The following is a 23,481-nucleotide window of genomic DNA, read 5'->3' as shown; positions in this document are numbered from 1 at the left end:
ATTCAATTTTTTTGAATAGCATTTGCTATTCAAAAATAGTGAGTACACAAATTCATTTTTAAACAAAATTGCATACTCACATCACTTCTAAAATACGCAATACAACACAAACTCAACTCAACTCTTGCGGATCAACATCTATGGTGACTTTCATCGTAGAGGGTTTGCTATGTAATAGCTGTTGCCACCATTGGCGAATATAAAAATGCATTTTTGCCCGATCTTGAGAAAGCAAAACCACATGGGCTTGGTAACGCCCTGCTTTACGCTCCATTGGGGCTGGAATAGGCCCCCAAATATCAATTAAATTCTCTTCGGCAGTTTGTCTAAGGAGCTGTGTCATTTCAGTCAGAAACTTTAAATTTTCTTCCTGATGTTTTGAATCACAACGGATCAAAGCTGTATAACGAAAGGGTGGAAGTAGCGCGGCTTGGCGATCTTTTAAGGTTTGTTTGGCAAAGGTCCGATAGTCATTATGAATCAAGGTGTTTAATAACGGATGATCAGGTCTTAGGGTTTGTAAATAGACCTCACCTTTCATTTCACCACGACCCGCACGACCTGCAACTTGAATAATTAATTGCGCAGTACGTTCTGTGGCACGGAAATCCACACTCAACAAACCTGCATCAATATCCAAAATTGCCACTAAGGTGACATAAGGAAAGTGATGTCCTTTTGCCAGCATTTGAGTGCCAAGTAAAATGGTCGGTTCACTTTTTTGGATTTGATCATAAATCTTTTGCCAACTACCAACCCGACTGGTTGAGTCACGATCTACGCGCAAGACGGGGAAGTGAGGGAACAGCTCATTCAAGGTTTCTTCAACTTTGGCAGTTCCCATGCCAATTGGCTTTAATTGTTGTTGATTGCATTGAGGGCAAGCATCAGGCATACGATTAATCGTGCCACAATGGTGACAATGTAAATGCTGATAAGGCTTTAAATGCAGGGTAAAGTGAGCATCGCAGTTGGGGCAATTGGCCTGCCAACCACAGCTTTCACAGATAAGCACAGGGGCATAACCGCGGCGATTTAAAAAAATCAGAACTTGTTCTTTTTTCTCTAAACGTTTTTTGATTTCAGCAATCAAAACATCACTTAAGCCATGCTGTTTTTTTGCCACTTTTAAATCAATCAAATGCATTTTCGGCATGATTGCGGCACCAGCACGTTGATTTAACTCAATCCGTGTCAGCTTTTCTTGGCGAGCAAGATAATAACTGTCGATGCTTGGTGTGGCCGAACCTAAAATAATCGGGCAATTTTCTAAATGTGCACGATACATGGCCACATCGCGAGCATGATAGCGGAAGCCTTCTTGCTGTTTAAACGAAAGATCATGCTCTTCATCTAAAATAATCAAACCCAAATGCGGCAAAGGCGTATAAATTGCAGAACGTGTACCTAAAATAATAGAGGCTTTGCCCGTTTGCGCATGCTGCCATGCTTGTAAACGTTTAGTGTCATTTAACCCTGAATGTAGTAAGGCAATATTGCAATGAAAACGTGATTGGAAACGGCTGATGGTTTGTGGGGTTAAGCCAATTTCAGGCACTAAAACCAGAACTTGTTTGCCTTGTTTAAGTACTTCATGCATCACTTGCAAATAAACTTCGGTTTTACCACTCCCAGTTAAACCATCCAGTAGAAACGCTTGATATTTTTTTTGCGCTTTTAAAATCGCTTGAATGGCTTTCTTCTGATCGTCATTTGGCGTGAGTGGCATCTGTGCCAATTGCACAGGTTCTGGCGTGACATTTTGTGGTTCTAAATCACAACGAACAATGTCTTTTTTCTCAAGGACTTTGAGTGTGGCTGTTTCAACACCACTTAAATTAAGAATGTTTTCCTGTGTCCCTTTCGGGTGTAGCTTTAAAATTTTATAGGCTTCTTGTTGTTTTTCAGAACGCTTAACTTTGTCTTCGGCATGTAAGTCTAAAAGTTTCCAGATACGTGCCAATAAATTATAAGGTTTACCTTGGCGTAATAAGGTAGGTAACGCCGTTTGAATCACTTCACCGATAGGAAATTGATAATATTGTGATGACCATGTCAATAAACTTAAAACTTTACTGTCTAGAATGGCCTGTTCATCTAACAGTTCAGTAATGGCTTTGAGTTTAAAATGAGAATCCACAGGTTCATCAATCGGTACTTTCTTGACAATAACACCAATCAGATTTTGTCTGCCAAAAGACACTGCAACACGCGCACCGACTTCAGCTTGCGCATATTGTTCAGCGGTGACTTGGTAATCAAAGCAGTCATTCAAATAGACAGGAACAGCAACTTGAATACGATAAATCGTCTGTGGCGTAGCAAGGGTATTCGACATTTTTAATTTAGTGACTCATTAATTTAGTGAGGCTGTGATGAAATTGTTTCATGTCCAGATTCGGCTTGTGTTAGAGTGTAACAGTCATCTATAAACATGAATATGAATGATTTATAGGGTATGACGCAACAGCGTAATCAAAAAATTTTGGAAAACTAGAGCATAATAATGCCAGCATATCAATTTACTGCAATTGATGCTTCAGGAAAGCAGCAAAAAGGCGTGTTAGAGGGAGATTCCGCACGCCAGATTCGACAACAACTACGGGACAAGGAATTGATTCCTGTCACGGTGGATGCTGTTGAACAAAAAGATAAAAATAAAAGTTCAGGATTTTTTCAACGTAAATTCTCGGCTTATGATCTGGCTTTAATGACACGTCAACTTTCTGTTTTGGTCGCTGCTGCGATTCCTTTAGAGGAAGCATTACGAGCAGTTGCCAAACAAAGTGAAAAAGTGCATGTACAAAATCTTTTACTTTCGGCACGTTCAAAAGTGCTTGAAGGGCACTCTTTGGCTCAAGCGATGCAACAAACAGGACGCTTTCCAGATTTGTATATTGCGACCGTTGCTGCGGGTGAACGTTCAGGACATTTAGATTTAATTTTAGATCAATTATCTGATTACACCGAAAACCGCTTTGCGATGCAAAAGAAAATTCAAGGTGCGATGATCTATCCAATCATCTTGATGTTTATGTCTTTTGCGATTGTGATGGGGTTAATGACGTATGTTGTTCCAGACATCGTTAAAACCTTTGACCAAAGTAAGCAAGCCTTGCCATGGATCACTGTGGCGTTAATGAAAGCCAGTGAGATTATTCGGCAGGCTTGGCCCTTTATGCTGGTGTTTAGTGTGGTTGGGATCTTTTTATTGATTCGATTCCTACGAACTTCTGCGGGGCACTATGCTTTTGATCGTTTAACACTCAGATTGCCATTATTTGGTAAATTATCTCGTGGTATAAATGCAGCGCGTTTTGCCAGTACCTTATCTATTCTTACCCAATCAGGCGTGCCATTGGTCGATGCTTTAAAAATTGGAGCAGCGGTGAGTAGCAATTGGGTGATACGAGATGCTGTTAATATTGCAGCAGAGAAAGTCACAGAAGGTGGAAATCTTGCAACACAATTGGAGCGTTGTGGTTATTTCCCACCGATGATGGTACAAATGATTAAAAGCGGTGAAGCTTCGGGTGAGTTAGATCGAATGTTAAGCCGTGCATCAGATATGCAGGATCGAGAAGTATCCTCATTTATTTCAACATTATTGGCTTTACTGGAACCCTTAATGTTGGTGTTTATGGCTGGTATTGTTTTGGTTATTGTGATTGCAGTCATGTTGCCAATCGTCAATATGAACAATATGATTTAAGCCAATTATTTTTATAAAGAATATATAGAGAGTAAGCAGATGCAACGAAAGATGAATAGGACTCGTCAGTCAGGTTTTACCTTAATTGAAGTGATGGTTGTGATTGTTATTTTAGGCGTACTTGCAGCATTGATCGTACCCAATGTGATGGGACGTGGTGAAAAAGCCAAAGTTGACACCACTAAAATTGCATTAAAAGGTGTAGCGGGTGCTTTAGACCAGTATAAACTGGACAATGGGCGTTATCCAACAAGCCAAGAAGGTGGTTTAGATGCGCTTGTAAATCAACCTGCAGCGGCTAAAAACTGGTTACCTGGTGGTTATGTTAAAGGTGGTTATCCGAAAGACAGTTGGGAAAATGATATTCAATATGTAATCCCTGGTTCTGAAGGTCGTAAATTTGATTTATATTCTTTTGGTGCCGATGGTAAACAAGGTGGTGAAGGAAATGATGCAGATATTTATTACCAACCTTAATTGAAGATTATTTAGGTTATTATTTATGGGATTAATCACTTCATTTAATCGAGTTAATAAATATTGAGTGAAGTGATAATCTTTCTTGTTTGCTAAATTGTATTTAATTTATTGAAATATAACATCTATTTAAAATAACGATGTTTGAGAGTTATAATAAGAATTATTCCCATATTTAATAGTTACAAGAAAGTTAAATTGTGTATAAAAATAGACTTTTTATTTAATTAAAAGCTTGCATAATAGTTCTCAGGGCAATCTGAATTGCTTAGGAGGATGAGATGAAAGCATTATTATTACCAGATGAAATCAGCCAGTTTCATTGGACTATGCTCAAATCTGTTCTTTTAATTTTGAGCCTATTACCGATTAGCCAGTTTTTTCTCAATATTTGGCAAGTTGCCGATGCCAATAGCCAGATCATGATTGGTTTTATGGCGATTAGCGTATTTAGTGCATTATCTATTATTAGTTTTTATAATGCCTTAAATTTGACAGTATTTCAGTTAAAAACTGAATTCTCATCATTATTAGAACAATATTTAGTACGTTCATATCGTTATGTGCCAATGTTATTTTTAGCTGCAATGATGTCTTATTTGGTGACTCAACTTTAGTTGAAGTATCAAGAGAAACCGAGGGTATAATCCTCGGTTTTTTTTGCACTACAATTTAATGACTCAGGTTTATTCAACTAAGTCGGCTGAACAAGGCTCATGGTGATTTTGCGCACAATAGGTAAGATAAACAGTAACACTGGAAAGGCAATCAGCCAAGAAATCCCCCAAGCAGAAAGCCATGTGTATAGCGAAAAATTCTCAAAACCCATGCTTCTGAATGTACTGATACATGAAACAATAAATGTCATGATAATAGACAGTAACAAAGGTAAAACAATCGCTGCATAGCGATGTGGAATCTTTTTAAAATTAAAATAAGACGATTTAGAATTTTGCATTTTTTACTCCGTAAACCAACAAACGCCAGTGCCGCACCAAAATATTAAAATTTTGATTAAAAATAGCCCCAAGCCTTGTTGGAGATATGTTGGCACGTTGATTGACGTAAACGTTTACGGCTTTATGATCAGCGAAAATAATTTAGCATAAACTTGAAAAAAATATAATAAAAAATGCGCCGAAAATATTTTCAATTTCGTTTTGATAGGGCTTGGATTGAACATGATTGTCTTTTTAACAGGATCATTTGTCTGTTTTGTATAAGGTTGATCGCTTTAAATTTATCTAAAATGATTTTATCTCTTGAGATGAATTGATAAAAATACGAGGACTCAGCAATGCAACAAATAGAATGGAATGATTTTCTTAAAGTAGAGTTACGGATAGGAAAAATTATTCAAGCCGAAGTGTTTGAGAAAGCGCGTAACCCTGCTTATATTTTGCATGTTGATTTTGGCGAAGTGCTCGGTGTGAAGAAATCGAGTGCGCAAATTACCAACCTGTATCAACCTGAAGATTTAATTGGGAAGCTTGTGGTTGCTGTTGTGAACTTTCCAAAAAAACAAATTGGACCGATTCAATCAGAGTGTTTAGTGACGGGTTTCCATAATCAAGATGGGCATGTGACGTTGTGTGTGCCTGATGCAAATGTGCCATTGGGCACAAAGTTACTTTAATGATTGAATCAAGCGCTTTGTTGAAGCTAACCTCATCTCCTTAAACCAGAGATGAGGGATTCAAGCATTAACGTCTAGATTTAAAGCTAATATCGACTGCTTTAGGTCGATAGATCCAGCCTAAAATTAATAATAAGAGGGATAGCAATAAAATAGGGTAATCGCTAAAGCGGGTGTACCAAGTTTCACCTTGCATGGCTGGTAAATCACCACGAAGCACAGCTTTTTGATCTACAGGGGCTTGTTTTACAATATGCCCATTGTGGTCAATAAATGCTGTTACGCCTGTATTGGTTGCACGAATAAACCAACGTCCATTTTCCTTGGCACGCATTTGCACCATTTGAAGATGTTGTAATGGGCCTGCTGTACCGGTGAACCAAGCATCATTAGAAACAGTCACTAAAAAGTCACTATTAATCGCATTTCGTCGAGTGAGATTCGGATAGGCCACTTCATAACAAATGGCTGCAGCTAAATCATGTCCTTTAATATTAAAAGGTTTCTGATTGGATGCACCTTGGGAAAATCCACTCATGGATGGATCATTTTGTAGCGCAGGTAACACCCAAGCCAATAATCCTGAAAGTGGAATATATTCACCAAAAGGCACCAGACGTTGTTTTTTATATAAGCCTGAAGAATCCGCGCCAGAAGCCATCATACTGTTGTAGTACATTGGATAGCCATTTTTCTGCGATTCTTTTAAGTCCCAATAAGGAATACCCGTTACCCATGCTGTGCCTGAACTTTTGGCTTGTTGATCCATCATATCCAAGAATTGTTGAATATCTGTTTGGAACAATGGAATCGAGGATTCTGGCCAAACAATCAGATCACGCCCCCATTCAGTACGGCTTAAATTGACGTAAATTTCTAAGGTTTTAACCTGATATTCAGTTAACCATTTTAAATCTTGCGGAATATTGCCTTGAATCAAAGAAACGGAGAGCGGCTTTTCTGCTTTCGGTTGTACGAAAGTGATAAACGATGCGCCCCATGCACCAAGGATTAAAATGATTGCAGGAAAGATCCAAAAGACTTTTCTATTTAAAATTTCAACCAATGCACAAGCAAGGATAATCACAACAAAAGATACTGCAAACACACCAAAGAGTGGAGCATAGCCATCTAAGAGTCGTTCAGTGAATGCGTAACCTGCAAATAACCATGGAAAACCAGTAAAGACCCAAGTCTTCGACCATTCAAAAATAACCCACAAAGGAGCGAAAGTTAATGGCGTTTCAGGAAAGAATCTACGATATACCCAAGTCTGAATCGCGGTAAAAAGCCCCATGACAATGGCCATGATGGCGATCATCAAGACACTTAATACAGCATTGGTATCTCCATACACATGAATCGATGTATAGAGCCAGAATGCGCCAACAAACCATAGGCCAAAGCCATAGCTTAAGCCAATCGCAAATGCTTGGCGTGGTGTACGGCCTTTTAAGCAAGCATATAGCAAGGCAGGCGATAAAATTGCCAACCACCACCAATAATAAGGCGCCAGTGCTAAACTGAACACTGCGCCTGACATTAACGAAATCAATAATGGAAAAATGAAGGGCAGCTGTTTTTGTTGTTGTGATGAATTGAACAGCTTGTCAAAGTATGCTCTCATTTATGTACAGCTCGAATCAGATGAATAGTGCGTGCATCTGCTTCAATAATTGTAAATTCCCAATCCTCAAGCTCAACCACTTGGCCTTGAAGATCACTCACTAGACCAATTTCTTGAAGCAGTAATCCGCCCATAGTCTCTACTTCATCGTCAGGAAATTCAGCATCTAAAACATTGTTAAAATGTTCGATTGGTGTAAGTGCTTGCACAATCCATGTATTGGCTGTGGTATGGGTTGTATCTGGAATGATAAATTGCGCTTCTTCGTCAACGTTATCATGCTCATCTTCAATTTCGCCGACAATCTCTTCTAGAATATCTTCTAAAGTGACCAGACCTGCTGTTGAACCATATTCATCAATCACAATAGCAATATGGGTTTGAGTGTTTTTTAGCATCCTCAAAACTTGGTCGGATCGTGCACTTTCTGGGACAAATAATGGCTGACGCATTAATGCATGCACATCGACAACAGATGAGCGATCAGTTAAAAAGGGTAAAAGATCTTTAGCAAGTAAAATACCCACCACGTTTTCAGGCTGATCAGAAGAGAAAACAGGGAAACGTGAATGTGCGGATTCAATAAGAATATCTAAAATATCAAGAAGTTGATCATCTTCTTGCAAACTGACCATCGCTGTGCGCGGAGTCATGACTTCACGGATTTTTGTTGCAGGAAGGTCTAATACGCCTTCTAACATTGCAACAGTATCGGGTTCTAAAAAACGACGTGAATCTTGTACTAATTTTAGCAGTTCATCCCGGGTTTCTGGCGCTGTTCCTAACCATTTGCGTAAGCCACGCATTCCCCACGATGGGCCTGATTCCTCGTGCATGATCTTTCCTAAAGACGCTTAATATCTAGTAAATGTTTTTTTATCATACCGAAGAAAACACAGATGTCTATCTATTAAATAAGGTAAATAGATGAATGTATGTGTCATATTATAGATATATTGCAAGCCTTATTCATTATTTGAGTTTGTGTTAAAATTATTGATTGATTTCGCTTCTTTTTGAGAATAGATAATGTCTGAACCGATGCCTACAGCAAGCATTCAATTAAACACGCGTGGACTACGTTGTCCTGAGCCTGTAATGATGTTGCATCAAGCAATTCGTAAATCTAAATCAGGTGATGTCGTTGAAGTATTTGCAACTGATAATTCAACCTCTTGGGACATTCCTAAATTTTGTATGCATCTCGGTCATGAGTTGATTTTACAAGAAGAAGTACTAGATGATGCTGGAAATAAGGAATTTCATTATTTAGTGAAGAAAGGTTAAAAGAAAACGGGTAAGTAATTATAGATGCAAAAACAAGAATTTGAAGTGCATCTGACAGCGGATATTAAAAGTCCAGTGATGTATCATCAGTTTAAAACGATGTGTAAACAGTTAGATGCTAAGTCTCTTGAAATTATACTTGCCCGTGGTATGAATTCTAAACAGATTATGCTCTCTAAATGTGTTTACTCAGCGGATTTAAGTACTGTCCTTGAGGATATTGTGCCTTGGATCAAGGCGTTTGAACAACAAAATATTCAAATTATTCGAACCAAAATTGAACTTCCATTTCAAGATTCTCAAATAGATCAACAGTCTATTTATTATTATGAATGGCATGCTTTGATTGAATGTAGAGATGCTTTAGAACTTAAACAACTATGTGAGCATCATCAAGCACACTTGTCTCAAAATGCTTTAAAACGCCGTGAGAACTTTCGATTTTTAACATTACGCGAAACAGGAACAGCAGATTTTTTCTTGAAACGCTTAGAGTTGTTGCGCATAGCATTATTAAACCAACATAGAGTGATTGCTAAAGAAAGATTTGAGATTTGTATTTATGATACCAATATCATGTTAGATCATGGATGGTTATCTTAAATAGACATAGATAAAGAAGAATGTAAATGAATGAAATAAAGCAAAAGGCTTGTGAGGGCCTGATTCGACGTTTTGCAGAAAGCCACCAGTACTTTCCTTTTATGCTAAAAGGAAGTTTCTTAACTCGGCAATATTTTCCTGCGCATATTGAACGTAAACCACAAGATTTAGATTGGGTTTGTTTAAAACCATTAATCGATCGACATTTTGTTCAGGATCATTTGAATGAATGGATGTGCTACTTAACAACTGTAGATTTTAATGATGGTATTCGTTATGAACCATTTTCGAAAGATAATTATTGGTGGGAGTTGGAGTATGTAATGGCAGAAGACTTTCCAACAGTCAGTACAAATATTATCGCATGGGTGAATGGGCAAAAAACTGAAATAGATATTGATGTTTCATTTAATCTTGAAATTCAAGATATTCACAACAGACTTATTTATCATCCTTTTGTTGGTAAGGACTTCCGATTGGCACAAACCCCATCTTTAGCTACGCAAATTGCATGGAAGTTACACCAATGTATTGTGAACCCGCGCTATAAAGATATATTTGATTTGACCTATTTACTCAAGCATCCATCATTTTCGGATATTTTTGCAAAACTTTATGCCATAGAAATATTGAAAAGTGAATGTCAAAGAGATGGTTTGGTTTTGACTAAGTTTTTGTATTTGAATCAACCTATTTTGGCTGATGCTTGTATGAAGCTGGCACAAAATTGGCAGAATGAACGATCTGAGATTCAGTTTGCAAATTTAGATGATATTCCCGAGAAATTTGAAGATTTTTGGAATATTTTTACTCAGTCATTGCTTGATGCGGAGTTATTAGAGTTAATTGATTCAACACCCTAATCAAAGAGTTTTACAAAATTAAAAATGACAGAATTTTGACTTATGATTATAATCTAAACATATTTTTTAATAATAATTAACTCATTCAAATGAACAGCTTAGTAAATAGCATTTATAAAATATTGGATCAGCTTGGACTAAACGCACAAAAACGAGCCTTGCATATCCAATTTAGCAATACAGACTTAAACAACCAAGTCTTCTTACAACGTATCGATGGACAACATGGTTTAAACCAAGGTGTGTCTGTTGAACTGATTTGCCTTGCCACTTCGGCTGTGATTCCACTTAAACAATTTATCGGTAGCCAAGTGGCCATTGATCAAGTCACAGATCATGGACAACTGTTTCGTAGCACAGGGGTGATTACTGAGGCCGCACAAGGGCAGAGTGATGGCGCACTAACGTTATATAAACTCAAACTCGAAGATGCCACTTCATTGTGGCATAAACGCCGTAACAGCCGAGTGTTTATGAATAAGTCGGTTGTGCAAGTCATAGAAACCCTCTTTAAAGAATGGCAAGACAAAAGCCCACTGTTTGCCTCCAGTCTAAGCCTCGATAAAAGTGGACTGAAAAAAGACTACGATATCCGACCATTTATCATGCAGAGCAACGAAAGTGACTATGCATTTTTAACCCGCTTGATGCGCAGTGAAGGGATCAACTGGTTGATTGATGAAGCACAATTGATTGTGCCTAGTTCTGCGACTCAAATTCAGCCACAAAAACTGCGCTTGGTGGATGACAATAGCGAATACAAAGCGCTAGAACGAAGAAAGATCCGCTTCCATCGTAGCAGTGCCACAGAACAACAAGACAGCATCACCAGCTTTATCGGACAACGTAGCTTACAACCCACCGCTGTCCATGTACAACGCTGGCAAGCAGATGCGTTAGAGCAAGAAGAGGGTGCAGGCAGTGTTCAAAGCAAACACCAACACAGTCAAAATCAGAACAATGCCAGTCTCGGTTTAGAACAAGCTTGGCATATTAGCCCAGCATGGATTCAAGACCTAAATGGTGAAGATCAAGCAACCGCGTCAAATAACAATCAGATTGAAAAGATCAACCAAAACCTCAGCCATTATTACGATGCTCAATCCAAACAATTTATAGCCAATTCCACTGTACGCGATGCTCAAGTGGGGTATTGGTTTGAGCTAAACGAACACCCAGAAATAGACCAACACAGTGGCTCAGACAAAGAATTTCTGATCACGTCAAAGACATTCTATAACCAGAACAACTTACCCAAAGACCTGAGCGAACAAATCAATCGCTTGCTCCAACAGAGCAATTGGGTCAATTCAAATGTAGACTCAAACAACCCAGAGCGCCAAGCCAATCAATTGGTGCTACAACGCCGTAATATCACCACTGTTCCTGAATACCACCCACTACAACACCGCCCGAGTACCCATCCACAACGTGCCAAAGTGGTTGGGCCAAGTGGAGAAGAAATCCATGTCGATGAATGGGGACGTATTAAAGTTCGTTTCCTATTTACCCGCAATGAAGATCATAGTCATGATGGTGGTGCAGGGAGCAATGACAACGACACTGATTCCGCTTGGGTGGATGTACTGACCCCGTGGGCAGGTGAAGGCTATGGTGCGCGGTTCTTACCGAGGATTGGTGAGATTGTGGTGATAGATTTCTTTGATGGTAATATTGACCGACCATTTGTGGTGGGGCGTATCCATGAAGCGCAACGGAGTCCAACTAAATTTGATGACAAAGGCCAATTGCCTGATACTAAAAAACTGGCAGGGATCAAAAGTCGAGAAGTTAAAGGCAGTGGCTATGGCCAACTGAGATTTGACGATACCACAGACCAAATCAGCAGCCAGCTACAAAGTAGTCACGGCGCGAGTCAACTTAACCTAGGTAATCTGAGTCATCCTAAAGAAACCGAGACCAGTGAAGGACGAGGCCAAGGCTTTGAATTAAGAACAGACCAATGGGGAGCGTTACGAGCTGGGCAAGGCCTATTGCTGAGTACCTATGCTCAAGATTCAGCTTCAGGTAACCATCTCGATGCAACCGCCGCCAAAAGTCAGTTAGAAAGCAGCCTAAATAATTCCAAAGCCTTAAGTGAAGTTGCTAAGAATCAGCAAACGGATCCTTTAGAAAATTTAGATCATTTGAAATCGTTTATTTCATTTTTGGAAAAAGATGAATCCAGTGAAGCAAAAAATCAAGCAGATACCTTTAAGCAAGCCCTCATGTTATTGGCTTCACCCAATTCGGTTGCGCTTGCTACTAATGAAGACCTACATCTTTCTGCTGATCGACAAATCTATGAAACTGCGGGCGATAGTATTCAATTGAGTACGCAAAAGAATTTAGTTGCACATGCACAATCAAAGATCAGTCTTTTTGCGGCACAAGAAGGGGCAAGATTATTTGCTGGAAAAGGTAAAGTTGAGATCCAAGCACAAGGCGATGGTGCGGATTTGATTGCACGTAAAGGTATTCAGATTATTTCAACTGAAGATAAGATTGAGATTAAAGCGGATAAGAAAATTATTTTGATTGCAGATGGTTCGCAAGTTGAAATTAGTAGTGCAGGTGTTTTACCGACCACTGCGGGTAAGTTTGAGAGTAAGGCGGGGCAGCATAAGTTTTTGGGTGGTGGGAAAGTTATTAGTTCTAGCATCAGCTTACCTAAAATAGGTGAAAAAAATGCATATGATTTGAAAATGCTGGTGAAAGATAATGATGGAAATATTAAGACAAATATGAAGTATTACTTTTTCTTAGCGAATGGAAGTAAGGTAGAAGGTATAACAGATGATAATGGCTATACTAAAACAATAACAACAATTCAACCTGAAAAAGTGGATTTACATTTAATAAATGATGAGCTTATAAATATTGATGAGATAGATAATGGCTAATTACGATTTTTATCCATATGTTTCTTTGGAATCTAATGTTGATATTAATGATTTGAGATATTCATTGCGAGTTTATGATCCTGTTAAAAATATTAATTATTTAGACCAGAGTAATAATAAAATATCACCATATTCAAAAAATTTATTGATTAAGTCAACTAAGAATTTTAGAACTCACATTTTAAAAATAGTTGTCAATGATCCTGCTAAACTAAAAGAATGTATTTTAATTTTTGATTTATTTAGAATGTCTAAGAGTGGTGCTGAAGTTCATGTTATTAAAAGATATTTGAGTGCAAACAGAATTGAAGAGTTTAGTTCTCAAAATAGATATAATGTTAAATTAGATATTGTTAAATATAAAGAAACAAACAATGTTACGAAACAGACACAACCTAATAATCCAAATATTGTGGAAGTGAATCTACCATCGAATAGGGTTTTTATTGAAGAAAAATACCCTCCCGGTAATTCAAATGATCCTTTTACTAAAGAACGTGTTGAGACTAGTTTATATAGTAGAATTAAAGATCCATACCCAAATCAACGTAGTACATATTTGTGCGGGCCAGCTGCGTTCTTTTATTGCGTTTTAAATAGCAATAAGAAAATATATGCTAAAATAGTAAAAGAGTTATGGGAGAAGGGAGAGGTAAAGGTTAATAATCTTAATATAAAACCTTCTTTAGATGGTGCTAGAAAAGTGAATGGTTTCTATAAGGAGAATAAAGGTGTTAATAATAAAATAACATTAAATCCAAGAATTTCACCAGTAGATTGGATAACAATGGGGAGTTTAAGAGATTCAGAGAATTCAGTTTTTGATTATAATACAGCAGAAAGTCAGAATATTGTAGGTGATAGTTTTAATGGTTTTACGGCATTTACTCTACCGTCAGATATGGAGCGTTGGTTAAAGAATATTGGTTATAAAATAGTATATACTGAAAGAAATTACAGTAGCCGTGTTGATAGCTTAATAAAAGCAAATGCATTTTCGATGCAAAATCATTATTTGATAGCATTAACAATGGGTGCTATTGTAGAAGGGCAGCCAGAAATTCCTCGATTTAGCAAACTTAAAGTTAGAGGTCCTTCACATTGGATTGTATTTACAGATAATATTAAAACAAAAAAAGGACAATTGATTACTTCCTCAACTCAACATAGTGAAATAGTATCAGCTTATTGTGCAACTTGGGGAAGTAATCAAAAAATTAAAGATCAAGAACTGAGTTTTTTTTCTAGTAATTTATATTGGTTTATTGTTGTTGAAAAGACATTGAATTAGGGAATTTATGAAAAATATATATTTACTTTTATTGTCAGCTTTTTTTATATTAGGCTGTAGTAATACTCCGACTATAACACCTGATAATTTGCCAAAAGCTTCAGTAGGAAAACCTTATAACGTTAAAATTGAAATTGAGAAAGTTATATTGGTTGATGACTTATTTGTTGATAGCAATATCACTAATGATTCTGGTTTGGTTTTAAATACTGGTGTTGGAGAGCCTCCTTATAGTGATAATACAATTGAAGTTAAAGGGACCCCCATTAAAAATGGAAAATATGAAATTATATTAGAGGGGCAGACTAGAAATGCATATGGTGGTAATATTAATTTTAGAAAAAAATATGCTTTGATTGTTTTGCAGTAAATAAAATTAAGTGGGTTTTTTAAGTAATGTATTTTTGTTTAAATAATCTTAATATGGTTGTTTAAATCAAGTCACTATCAATTATTGGATAAAGGGAAACATGTTTAAGTATGTGATTGGTTTATATGGTTTTTCTAAAGCCGAGTTATTCAATTGGTGAAGATAAAGCCGTCATGTGTATTCATTAATATTTTTTAGTATGCTATATGAAAATTCTATGGTTGTATTGAAAATAATTTAGTTGTATTAGTAAGGTTGAAATAACTGAAAATCTAATAATTAAAGTCGAGATACAGGATGATTTTAAAGAAAATTATTCGAGTTTTGGTAATCACATTGTTATCGAGTTTAGCCGCTTGTAATTCGTCATCTGAGATGACGAGTAAGCATGAACAAGAAATGAATGAATCTGATTATATTATTAGTGTTGTGGCTGGCGACCCTAGTGAAAATTTAATTAATAGTAATGCTAAGTTTTTTTCACAATATAGTTCAGGTGCAAGTGTTGGATTTATACGACCAAACTTAAATGTAAATGAAGAAAGTAAACTGAGATTAAATTTAAAAGATAGATATGATCACACAGTTTTAGTTTTTAATAATTTAGAAAATTTGGTTTTTTGTCTCAGATGCTAACTATCTAAAACAAGGCGTTACAGATATAGGTTTTGATATTAGTAATATAAAATCTAAAAAACTTAATGAAAAAAATAACTATCTTGCTTATGAGGGAATTGTAAAGCAATTAAATAAAAATGGTTGGAAAGTCTTTTACTTCGAGTCTGAACCGAGAGTGTTTGGAAAACAATCATTTGAAGCCAATAATAAAATACCTAACTATCAGGGGAGTTTGGATGGGTTTTATTTGGATAGTGAGGAAAAATGGGAGAAATATTCGAGTGCGTTAAAACGCCAGCCTCTTAGATTTTATAAAAATAATGTCATATTAACGATAAATTTTCGCGAATCTATTGATGAAGTAAAAATTCACTTGGATTTTATTACTTTTTTTTCTCACTATTTTTATCAATATGATGTGAAAATTAGAGATAAAGATTGGAAAGTGTTATTGAGTAAAGATTTAAATAAGTGGGAAAGTGAGAGACAAAGGACAGAAGTTAAAATGGAAAAACTAGGTTATGATATTAAAAAAGAATATCACAACCCAAATGTTTGGGATTTTTTAAAATAGAAAGACATAGATATAAATCATCGTTTTAATAATCTACATCTATGTAAGCAAACTTAAAAAACTATTAGTTTTGACATCGCTCTAACGAGATTAAATCAATAAACCCGCCGAAGCGGGTTTATTGATTTACATATTCGGGTAGTTTGGACCACCGCCACCCTCAGGAGTTACCCAAGTGATGTTCTGAGATGGATCTTTGATGTCACAAGTCTTACAGTGAACACAGTTTGCAGCATTAATCTGGAAGCGCTTAGAACCATCATCATTTTCCATAATCTCGTAAACACCAGCAGGGCAGTAGCGTTGAGCAGGCTCATCCCATTTTGGTAAGTTGACATTGACTGGAATCGAAGCATCGGTCAGCTTTAAGTGAGCTGGCTGATTTTCTTCATGTACAGTATTGGATACAAATACAGAAGATAAACGGTCAAAGGTTAATTTACCGTCTGGCTTTGGATAGGTAGGTTTAAATGTCGCAGTATCTACAGTTTTTAATGCACTAAAGTCAGGCGCAAGGTCATGTAGAGTAAATGGTACTTTAATGATATTTTGATCGATAAAGTTAAATGCACCACCCATCCATAAACCGAATTTATGCATCGCTGGACCAAAGTTACGCGAACGATGTAACTCTTCTTTTAACCAGCTGTTGTTGAATTTGTCCGTATATGCAGTCAATTCTTTAGCAAAGAAATCTTCGCCTTCAGCGACACGCGCCACTGCTAAATCGCCACCTTTCTCATGACCGGCTTGGATTGCTTCAAATACAGCTTCACCGCACAACATACCTGATTTCATCGCAGTATGAGAGCCTTTGATTTTAGCAAAGTTTAAGAAACCAGCATCATCACCAATTAAGCAACCGCCAGGGAAGGTCAGTTTAGGTAGAGAGTTTAGACCGCCTTTAACAACTGCACGTGCGCCATAAGAAATACGCTTACCGCCTTCAAGATATTGCTTGATCAGTGGATGCGTTTTCCAACGTTGCATTTCAGCAAAAGGATACATGTGTGGATTTTCATAAGATAAATCGACAATCATACCCAAGGTCACTTGGTTGTTTTCAGCGTGATATAACCACCAGCCGCCTGAAGAACCTGTTTCTGCCAAAGGCCAGCCTGAACCATGCATCACTAAACCTGGTTTATGTTTTGCAGGGTCGATTTCCCAAAGTTCTTTGATTCCGATACCGTAATGTTGCGGATCAGCATCTTGGTCTAAGTTGTATTTTGCAATCAGACGTTTACCGAGATGTCCACGGCAACCTTCTGCAAAAATTGTGTATTTTGCATGAAGTTCATAGCCAGGAGTAAAGTTATGCGTTGGCTCACCATCTTTACCAATACCCATATCACCAGTTTGGATACCTTTTACAGAACCATCTTCACGATAAAGGATTTCTGAGGCAGCAAAGCCAGGGAAGATAGAAACTTCTAACTCTTCCGCTTTTTGACCTAACCAACGCACTACATTACCCAATGAAATAACATAGTTACCATCATTGTGCATGGTTTTAGGAACCATCCAATGCGGTGCTTCTTGTGACTTTTCAGCAGACATGAGGAAATAAGTTTTATCCTCTGTCACAGGTACATTTAAAGGTGCACCTTGTTCTTTCCAGTCAGGGAAAAGTTCATTGATTGCACGAGGTTCAAGTACAGCACCAGAAAGGATATGCGCACCAACTTCAGAGCCTTTTTCAACCACACAGACGGAAAGGTCTGGAAGATTGTTTTCAAGAGCTAATTGACGAATTTTAATCGCAGCAGAAAGACCCGCAGGGCCTGCGCCTACGATCACTACGTCAAACTCCATCGATTCGCGTTCGATGTGTTCCATGTAGGACTCCTCATATTTCTAAGGGTGGCAACCGTGAGCATTTATTGGGAATTAATAAATCGGTGCTGCCATGAGTGTTCTAAAAATTCCGTGATACGAATTAACGCTCGTACCAATAATATATTTTGCGCTAGTATAGTTAGAAACCCTAATCTAGCCAATTGGCTGAGTCGTATTATTTTTAAGTCAGCAAGGCATAAACCATGGTAAATCAAAATAATTCAACATCAGCGGCTCAAAATCAGCCAGATTCTGATAATAAAAACTTAATGAGCATTGCACAATACTTAAAAGATGTACAGGCGGGTCACAAAAGGTCAATACCCCCTTTAGAGCAGTGGCAGCCAAAGCATTGTGGCAAAATGGATTTGACGGTAAAAGCCAATGGAGAATGGTGGCACGAAGGTCAATTGATCAAACGCCAAGCGCTTTTAGACTTGTTTACAAAAGTACTTTGGAAAGAAGACGGAAAGTTCTATTTAAAAACCCCAGTTGAACAGATTGAAATTCAAGTTGAGGATGAACCTTTATTGGTTAATCAAGTTGATCAGGTGAATCTCGATGGGCAGGTCTATCTACAAGTTACCACCACCAATCAAGACATTACACTGATTGATCCAGAACACCCTATTTTTATGCGTGAATATCAAGGTGAGTTAAGACCTTATGTACATATTCGTTTTGGGATAAATGCCTTAATTCAACGTTCTGCTTTTTTCCATCTGATTGAATATGGGAAATTGCTTGAAAATGAACAAGGAGATACCATTTTATCTTTAGAAAGTGGTGATTTTCACTTGCAATTAGGGACTTGAGGTTTAATCTTGTTAATTATTTTTATCGTATGCCAATAGTGGATCAAATGAGCGCGATTCTTCCTCTCTCTCCTCTAGAAAATCCAATGCCAAAAGCCTTGGCAGATGCCCCGATTGGTATTTTTGATTCAGGTATCGGTGGGCTTTCTATTGCACAGGAAATTGCCAATTATTTGCCAAATGAACGTATTGTTTATTATGCCGATACTGCACATGTCCCTTATGGCCCCCGTACGGATCAAAATATTCGTGAATTAACTGCACAAGCAATTGAATGGTTATATCGTCAAGGTTGTAAAATCGCAGTTGTAGCATGTAATACCGCTTCAGCATTTAGTCTGGATTATTTACGTGATCATTATAGTGAAAACTTTCCTATTGTTGGACTGGTGCCTGCTTTAAAACCAGCAGTGCTACAAACCCAGTCTAAAGTGGTTTCAGTTTTGGCTACACCTGCCACTTTTCGTGGAAAATTGATCAAAGATGTGATGCAGCGTTTTGCAGAACCTGCCAATGTTGAAGTACTGACGATTACCAATCTTGAACTGGTTCCCTTGATTGAATCTGGACGTTATAACAGTTTGGAATGTAAACACAGCCTGCAAAAGGTTTTAGATCCAGTTATTGCAAAAGGTTCAGATTATTTGGTATTGGGCTGTACCCATTACCCTTATTTAAAACAGAGTATTCACGAATTATACGGCCCTCAGCTTAACTTAATTGATTCTGGATTGGCCGTTGCACGACAAACGGCGCGTATATTGTTAAAAAATGAGTTAATATCAAGCAGCTTGCAAGAAAAAGGGGTGCGTTTACAATGTTTTGTGAGTGGGGGAAATGCAAAAGAATTAGAAAATGTCATCAAACATCTAATACAACCAAAAATTACATGGTCTGTAGAAAATATTGTTGAAAAACTCGGCTAATTCTTTCAATATTGAACAGATTTAATATATTTTCATAAGTGTAGGGCATATCAAACTTAAAGCTCATGGATGGATTTAAGTAGGGTGTGACAAGAATGGGTTAACCTATGCTCGATAAACGGTATCAAGTTTTTATTACAACATCTGGCAAAGAAATGCAGCCAGAACGGATGGTCGTGTCACAAACCCTTATAGGGATGGGGTTTTTTTCTTGGGGATTAGAACAACGGACACCATTAAGTACCGCATTTGCACGTCGTCAGATAGATGACTGTGATTACGTTTTATTGTTGTTGGGGAGTCAATATGGTGAGCAATCTGTTTCAGGGGTGAGTTATCTACATCTTGAATATATTTATGCGGTGACCAAACAGAAACCAATTATTGTATTTATGCATGAGAGTCCTGAATTTCGCGAACCGCATTTAAAAGAAGAAAGTACGCTGCTAAAAGAAAAGTTTAATGAATTTAGACATCAACTACAAAAAGAAGTTGAGCAAGTCGTTACTTATCGAACTCTACGCGATTTAGAACTTGCAGTACGTTCATATATGCCACAAATGCTAGAGCGCTATCCTGTTGTAGGATGGGTAAGACCTCAAAATATTCAAGTCTTACAAGATGAGATTGATCGTTTAAAAGCAAAGTTGGCGCATGTTTCCGTAGAGCAAGGGAAAAAAGAAGCAGATCCATTTTTAACTTTACCCAAAGTTTCATTGCATGAAGTGTTTAATTTTGATTATCGAATGCATGCCTATCAAGATGGTAATTTTAAAGAATTATCGCCAGTGCGTGAGATGACTTGGGCAGAGCTGTTAAAAATTTTATCGGTTGAATTTAGACAACCGACGTCTGAGGATTTTTTCTCTAAAGTCTTAAACGAATATTTGAATAATACGGGTTTAACCGACGCACAAGTGGTGATGCCACGTGCCCATGCTGTGTCTAGAGCGCAGATTAATGTGCGTTCCTTGCATACGATTAAGCAGCAAGTCCGTCAAAATGAATGGATCATCCCTGTGGGGCGTGATGATCGTCAGCGTATGCTATGGCAGATGACGGATAAATGCGTGAAACTACTTGAAAGTTCACAACGTATTAGCAGTCGCTCTTCAATTTTTTAAGTTAAATAAATTGAGTGAGTTAAGATAAAAAATTTTGTTTAGATAAAGACTCTGTTAAGCTGATCATTCGAGATAAACTATTCTGTAAATCGGGTGAAAATGTCTTTATCTAAACCTAAAGTCCTGATTATTATTGCTAATTTAGGGACACCAGATGCGCCTACAGCTCCAGCTGTTCGAGCTTTTTTAAAGCAGTTTTTATCAGATCAGCGTGTCATCGAAATTCCCAAAATTTTATGGGCAATTATTTTAAATGCATTTGTTCTGCCTTTTCGACCAAAGCGTGTTGCCGAAGCTTATGCACAAGTCTGGTCAAATGATTCACCGATGCGTGAAATTCTATTTGAACAAGTTAAATCTCTACAAGAAAAATTAATAAGTACGAATGTTGATTTAGATTTAGATATTGTGCCAGCGATGACCTATGGGCGACCGGGTATCGATGCTGTATTGAATGATGCGAAAACCAAGCATTATGACCATATTATTCTTTTCCCGCTTTTTCCACAGTATTCGGCGACATCAACAGCCCCTTTATATGATGCTGTTGCACAATGGTTGTTAAAGCAACGCAATATTCCGGGTTTAAGTTTTATTAGAGATTATTATCAACACCCACTTTATATTCAGGCGCTAGCCAACAGTGTGCGTGATTATCAGCAGCAATATGGACCAGCCGCTAAACTATTGATGTCTTTTCACGGGATCCCGCAGCCTTATGCCGATAAAGGTGATCCTTATGCAGAGCGTTGTCGTATCACTGCACTTAAGGTGGCTCAGGCGTTGAATTTAAAAGACGACCAATGGGGGATCAGTTTCCAATCCCGTTTTGGCAAACAAGAATGGGTAAAACCGTATACCGACCAGCTATTGCACGAGTGGGCAGTGCAAGGCGTTGAATCTGTTCAAGTGCTGAGTCCTGCATTTTCGGCAGATTGTTTAGAAACCTTGGAAGAGCTGGCGATTCAAAATGCTGAATTGTTTTTACAGGCAGGTGGTCAACATTATGCTTACATTCCGGCATTAAATAGCCGTGCGGATCATATTGACTTATTTGAGCAACTTTTACAGACTCAATTGAATACACTCAAGTTTCATTTAAAGGTATAGGGTTTTTTAGGAAAATTATCATGTTACAAGTCAAGATTGTACCCGTTACTGCATTCGCCCAAAATTGTTCTATTGTTTGGGATTCGGAAACCAAAGAAGCGGTATTGATTGATGCTGGTGGTGAGCCTGAGAAATTAAAACAAGAAGTTGAAGCATTAGGACTGACAGTCAAAGCATTGTGGTTAACACATGGTCATTTAGATCATGCAGGTGCGGTAGGTGCATTGGTCAAAGAATGGAATGTGCCCGTGATTGGTCCGCATAAAGAAGACCTGTTTTGGTTAGAAATGATTCAAGAAGTATCTGCCCGTTATGGATTTCCAATTCCTGAGCCTGTTCATGTCAATCAATGGTTAGAGGGTGGCGAAAAGCTAAGCTTAGGGAATGAAGAGTTTGAAGTGCGTTTTGCACCAGGGCATACACCAGGCCACGTCATTTTTTACAATGCCAAATATGGCGTGCTTTGGACAGGGGATGTGCTGTTTAAAGGTTCAATCGGTCGTACTGACTTTCCAAAAGGCAACCATCAACAGCTCTTAGATTCAATTCAGCGTGAATGTTTTACCCTGCCTGATGAAACTCAATTTATTTCAGGGCATGGCCCAATGAGTACCATTGGTTTTGAAAAGCAACACAATCCTTTTGTGGCAAGTAAAGCGGGTTAAGTATTCACTGTCTGGCTTTATAGTAAAAATAAGAAATGAGAAAATGGTGAAGTAATGAGTGTTTTACTCACCATTTTTGTTTTAAATGTATAGTTTATTGATGATCCAACATTTAGTAAGAATCTATAATAGTAACGTGAATGATCTGAGTGAAAAAAGATCATAGAACGATGTTGTTTATTCTCATTTTTAAATAACTCCTGCAAAAGTCATTCATCTCACCATTGAAATAATGTTGGTGGAGAATGAGAAAATTAAAATTAGGCTTCTTTCATAAGTCCTTTTTAAAACTATAAATCAATATAAAATCCCCCTCATCCTAGCCTTTTTTCAAAGGAAGAAGGAACTTTCAATACCCATATAATTCGCTCAACATGATCGTTTTTTGATTTATGAAAGAGATCTATTAAATAGTTTAATAATATTGTTAAATTGATTTAAATCATTTTACTTTACCATTTCTAATTTGATTAATAAGATGACTATTGCAAATAGAATTCCAATTGCGATAAGCGAAAAATCGAGAGCATATATTCCAATAAAAGTAAAAAAAGCGCATAAAATTGCAAGGATGGTGACAAAAAAATTTAAGCCTATAGGCACCTTAATACTCCAAGTTTCATTATAAATTGAAACTAATCAAATTTTTATATATAAAGTGTGAAGTGAAACATGCAGTATCATATCGCTATACAGATTCAAAAATAAATAGTTATTGTGAAGTTTAAGTATATTTTTATTTCATTATTTCTAATAAAATGTGTGCTGACTCGGTGTAGTGTGTATATAAACTTGGTACGCAGCTTAAGAATCTTCTGCTTGAGGTGCGTCGTCTGTAGGTAGCGTATATTCATCATTGGCCCATGCGCCTAAATCAATCAGTTTGCAACGCTCAGAGCAAAATGGACGAGATTCATTACCTTCCCATGTAGAAGGCTCACCGCAGCGAGGGCAAGGAAAAGTTTTAGACATATGGAAATCCTCATTTAAAAAAAGCAAAAACCGTAAAGAGTTGTTAAACTTGTGAACGATTTCTTGTTA

General features: G+C 37.4%; 23 protein-coding genes. 17 read left to right on the top strand and 6 right to left on the bottom strand.

The genetic code is table 11. The annotated features are described in order from the left end of the window. Positions 1-112: 112 nt before the first annotated feature. Positions 113-2,338 carry a primosomal protein N' gene (locus tag FY049_RS10995; RefSeq protein ID WP_034617817.1) on the bottom strand — a complete coding sequence of 742 codons (2,226 nt, stop codon included), beginning with the start codon at positions 2,336-2,338 and terminating at the stop codon, positions 113-115. Between the two features lie 168 nt (positions 2,339-2,506). On the opposite strand from FY049_RS10995, the gene gspF reads away from it, so the two are divergent. The 3 genes from gspF (at position 2,507) to FY049_RS10980 (ending at position 4,806) form a co-directional block, all read left to right on the top strand. Next, complete coding sequence (gspF, locus tag FY049_RS10990) at positions 2,507-3,712, top strand: type II secretion system inner membrane protein GspF (RefSeq protein ID WP_004725548.1); 1,206 nt, start codon at positions 2,507-2,509, stop codon at positions 3,710-3,712. A gap of 39 nt (positions 3,713-3,751) precedes the next feature. Next, positions 3,752-4,189 (top strand): type II secretion system major pseudopilin GspG, encoded by a 438-nt coding sequence (gene gspG, locus FY049_RS10985; RefSeq protein ID WP_446083716.1) that lies wholly within the window; start codon positions 3,752-3,754, stop codon positions 4,187-4,189. A gap of 281 nt (positions 4,190-4,470) precedes the next feature. After that, on the top strand, positions 4,471-4,806 hold the full coding sequence (locus tag FY049_RS10980) for a hypothetical protein (protein WP_004725552.1): 336 nt from the start codon (positions 4,471-4,473) through the stop codon (positions 4,804-4,806). A gap of 77 nt (positions 4,807-4,883) precedes the next feature. Here the strand turns inward: FY049_RS10980 and FY049_RS10975 are convergent, their stop codons facing one another. Then, positions 4,884-5,147, bottom strand: coding sequence for a DUF2798 domain-containing protein (locus FY049_RS10975; protein WP_034617824.1), 264 nt, complete (start codon positions 5,145-5,147; stop codon positions 4,884-4,886). 339 nt (positions 5,148-5,486) lie between these two features. Here FY049_RS10975 and FY049_RS10970 point away from each other — a divergent pair, with 339 nt between their 5' ends. Further along, positions 5,487-5,825, top strand: coding sequence for a tRNA-binding protein (locus FY049_RS10970; RefSeq protein ID WP_423853231.1), 339 nt, complete (start codon positions 5,487-5,489; stop codon positions 5,823-5,825). 67 nt (positions 5,826-5,892) lie between these two features. On the opposite strand, the gene lnt is transcribed toward FY049_RS10970, so the two are convergent. Next, positions 5,893-7,452, bottom strand: a complete 1,560-nt coding sequence (gene lnt / locus FY049_RS10965; protein WP_224964350.1) for an apolipoprotein N-acyltransferase — start codon at positions 7,450-7,452, stop codon at positions 5,893-5,895. After that, positions 7,449-8,288: an HlyC/CorC family transporter gene (locus FY049_RS10960; protein ID WP_004816763.1), complete on the bottom strand. Its 840-nt coding sequence runs from the start codon at positions 8,286-8,288 to the stop codon at positions 7,449-7,451. Before FY049_RS10960 ends, lnt begins: the two co-directional genes overlap by 4 nt. Positions 8,289-8,481: 193 nt before the next feature. Between FY049_RS10960 and tusA the strand changes: the two genes are divergently transcribed. From tusA to FY049_RS10920, 8 genes are all read left to right on the top strand, one after another. Continuing rightward, the gene (tusA, locus tag FY049_RS10955; RefSeq protein ID WP_004725563.1) at positions 8,482-8,739 is read left to right on the top strand and encodes a sulfurtransferase TusA; all 258 of its coding nucleotides are present in this window, start codon (positions 8,482-8,484) and stop codon (positions 8,737-8,739) included. A gap of 24 nt (positions 8,740-8,763) precedes the next feature. Beyond that, positions 8,764-9,342, top strand: a complete 579-nt coding sequence (locus FY049_RS10950) for a hypothetical protein (protein ID WP_446083715.1) — start codon at positions 8,764-8,766, stop codon at positions 9,340-9,342. Between the two features lie 26 nt (positions 9,343-9,368). Then, positions 9,369-10,205, top strand: a complete 837-nt coding sequence (locus FY049_RS10945; protein ID WP_004816769.1) for a nucleotidyl transferase AbiEii/AbiGii toxin family protein — start codon at positions 9,369-9,371, stop codon at positions 10,203-10,205. 89 nt (positions 10,206-10,294) lie between these two features. Then, a complete protein-coding gene (locus tag FY049_RS10940) occupies positions 10,295-13,108 on the top strand; it encodes a type VI secretion system Vgr family protein (RefSeq protein WP_446083714.1) in 2,814 nt (937 codons plus the stop codon). Further along, positions 13,101-14,399 carry a hypothetical protein gene (locus FY049_RS10935; protein WP_056512134.1) on the top strand — a complete coding sequence of 433 codons (1,299 nt, stop codon included), beginning with the start codon at positions 13,101-13,103 and terminating at the stop codon, positions 14,397-14,399. The genes FY049_RS10940 and FY049_RS10935 overlap by 8 nt, the downstream gene beginning before the upstream one ends. A 7-nt stretch (positions 14,400-14,406) precedes the next feature. Continuing rightward, a complete protein-coding gene (locus tag FY049_RS10930; protein WP_224964347.1) occupies positions 14,407-14,769 on the top strand; it encodes a hypothetical protein in 363 nt (120 codons plus the stop codon). A gap of 297 nt (positions 14,770-15,066) precedes the next feature. Beyond that, a complete protein-coding gene (locus FY049_RS10925) occupies positions 15,067-15,405 on the top strand; it encodes a hypothetical protein (RefSeq protein WP_446083713.1) in 339 nt (112 codons plus the stop codon). A 157-nt stretch (positions 15,406-15,562) separates the two neighbouring features. Further along, positions 15,563-15,961 (top strand): hypothetical protein, encoded by a 399-nt coding sequence (locus FY049_RS10920; protein ID WP_262781787.1) that lies wholly within the window; start codon positions 15,563-15,565, stop codon positions 15,959-15,961. 126 nt (positions 15,962-16,087) lie between these two features. Here the strand turns inward: FY049_RS10920 and FY049_RS10915 are convergent, their stop codons facing one another. Continuing rightward, positions 16,088-17,800 carry a 4Fe-4S dicluster domain-containing protein gene (locus FY049_RS10915; protein WP_446083712.1) on the bottom strand — a complete coding sequence of 571 codons (1,713 nt, stop codon included), beginning with the start codon at positions 17,798-17,800 and terminating at the stop codon, positions 16,088-16,090. A gap of 203 nt (positions 17,801-18,003) precedes the next feature. On the opposite strand from FY049_RS10915, the gene FY049_RS10910 reads away from it, so the two are divergent. The 5 genes from FY049_RS10910 to FY049_RS10890 all read left to right on the top strand — a co-directional run bounded on the left by FY049_RS10910 (position 18,004) and on the right by FY049_RS10890 (position 22,440). Beyond that, complete coding sequence (locus tag FY049_RS10910) at positions 18,004-18,615, top strand: DUF1285 domain-containing protein (protein WP_004816777.1); 612 nt, start codon at positions 18,004-18,006, stop codon at positions 18,613-18,615. A 47-nt stretch (positions 18,616-18,662) separates the two neighbouring features. Beyond that, on the top strand, positions 18,663-19,541 hold the full coding sequence (gene murI / locus FY049_RS10905) for a glutamate racemase (RefSeq protein ID WP_446083711.1): 879 nt from the start codon (positions 18,663-18,665) through the stop codon (positions 19,539-19,541). Positions 19,542-19,648: 107 nt separating this feature from the next. Next, on the top strand, positions 19,649-20,665 hold the full coding sequence (locus FY049_RS10900; RefSeq protein WP_004725578.1) for a DUF4062 domain-containing protein: 1,017 nt from the start codon (positions 19,649-19,651) through the stop codon (positions 20,663-20,665). A gap of 99 nt (positions 20,666-20,764) precedes the next feature. Next, positions 20,765-21,775, top strand: a complete 1,011-nt coding sequence (hemH, locus tag FY049_RS10895) for a ferrochelatase (protein WP_446083710.1) — start codon at positions 20,765-20,767, stop codon at positions 21,773-21,775. Between the two features lie 20 nt (positions 21,776-21,795). Beyond that, the gene (locus tag FY049_RS10890) at positions 21,796-22,440 is read left to right on the top strand and encodes an MBL fold metallo-hydrolase (protein ID WP_004725581.1); all 645 of its coding nucleotides are present in this window, start codon (positions 21,796-21,798) and stop codon (positions 22,438-22,440) included. Positions 22,441-23,244: 804 nt separating this feature from the next. Here the strand turns inward: FY049_RS10890 and FY049_RS10885 are convergent. Next, positions 23,245-23,412 (bottom strand): DNA gyrase inhibitor YacG, encoded by a 168-nt coding sequence (locus tag FY049_RS10885; RefSeq protein WP_004725583.1) that lies wholly within the window; start codon positions 23,410-23,412, stop codon positions 23,245-23,247. Between the last annotated feature and the right edge of the window lie 69 nt (positions 23,413-23,481).

Source organism: Acinetobacter sp. 1125_18A (genome assembly GCF_052824985.1).
Note: the sequence above shows the minus strand (reverse complement) of the source record. Positions and strands in the feature narration are given on the sequence as shown.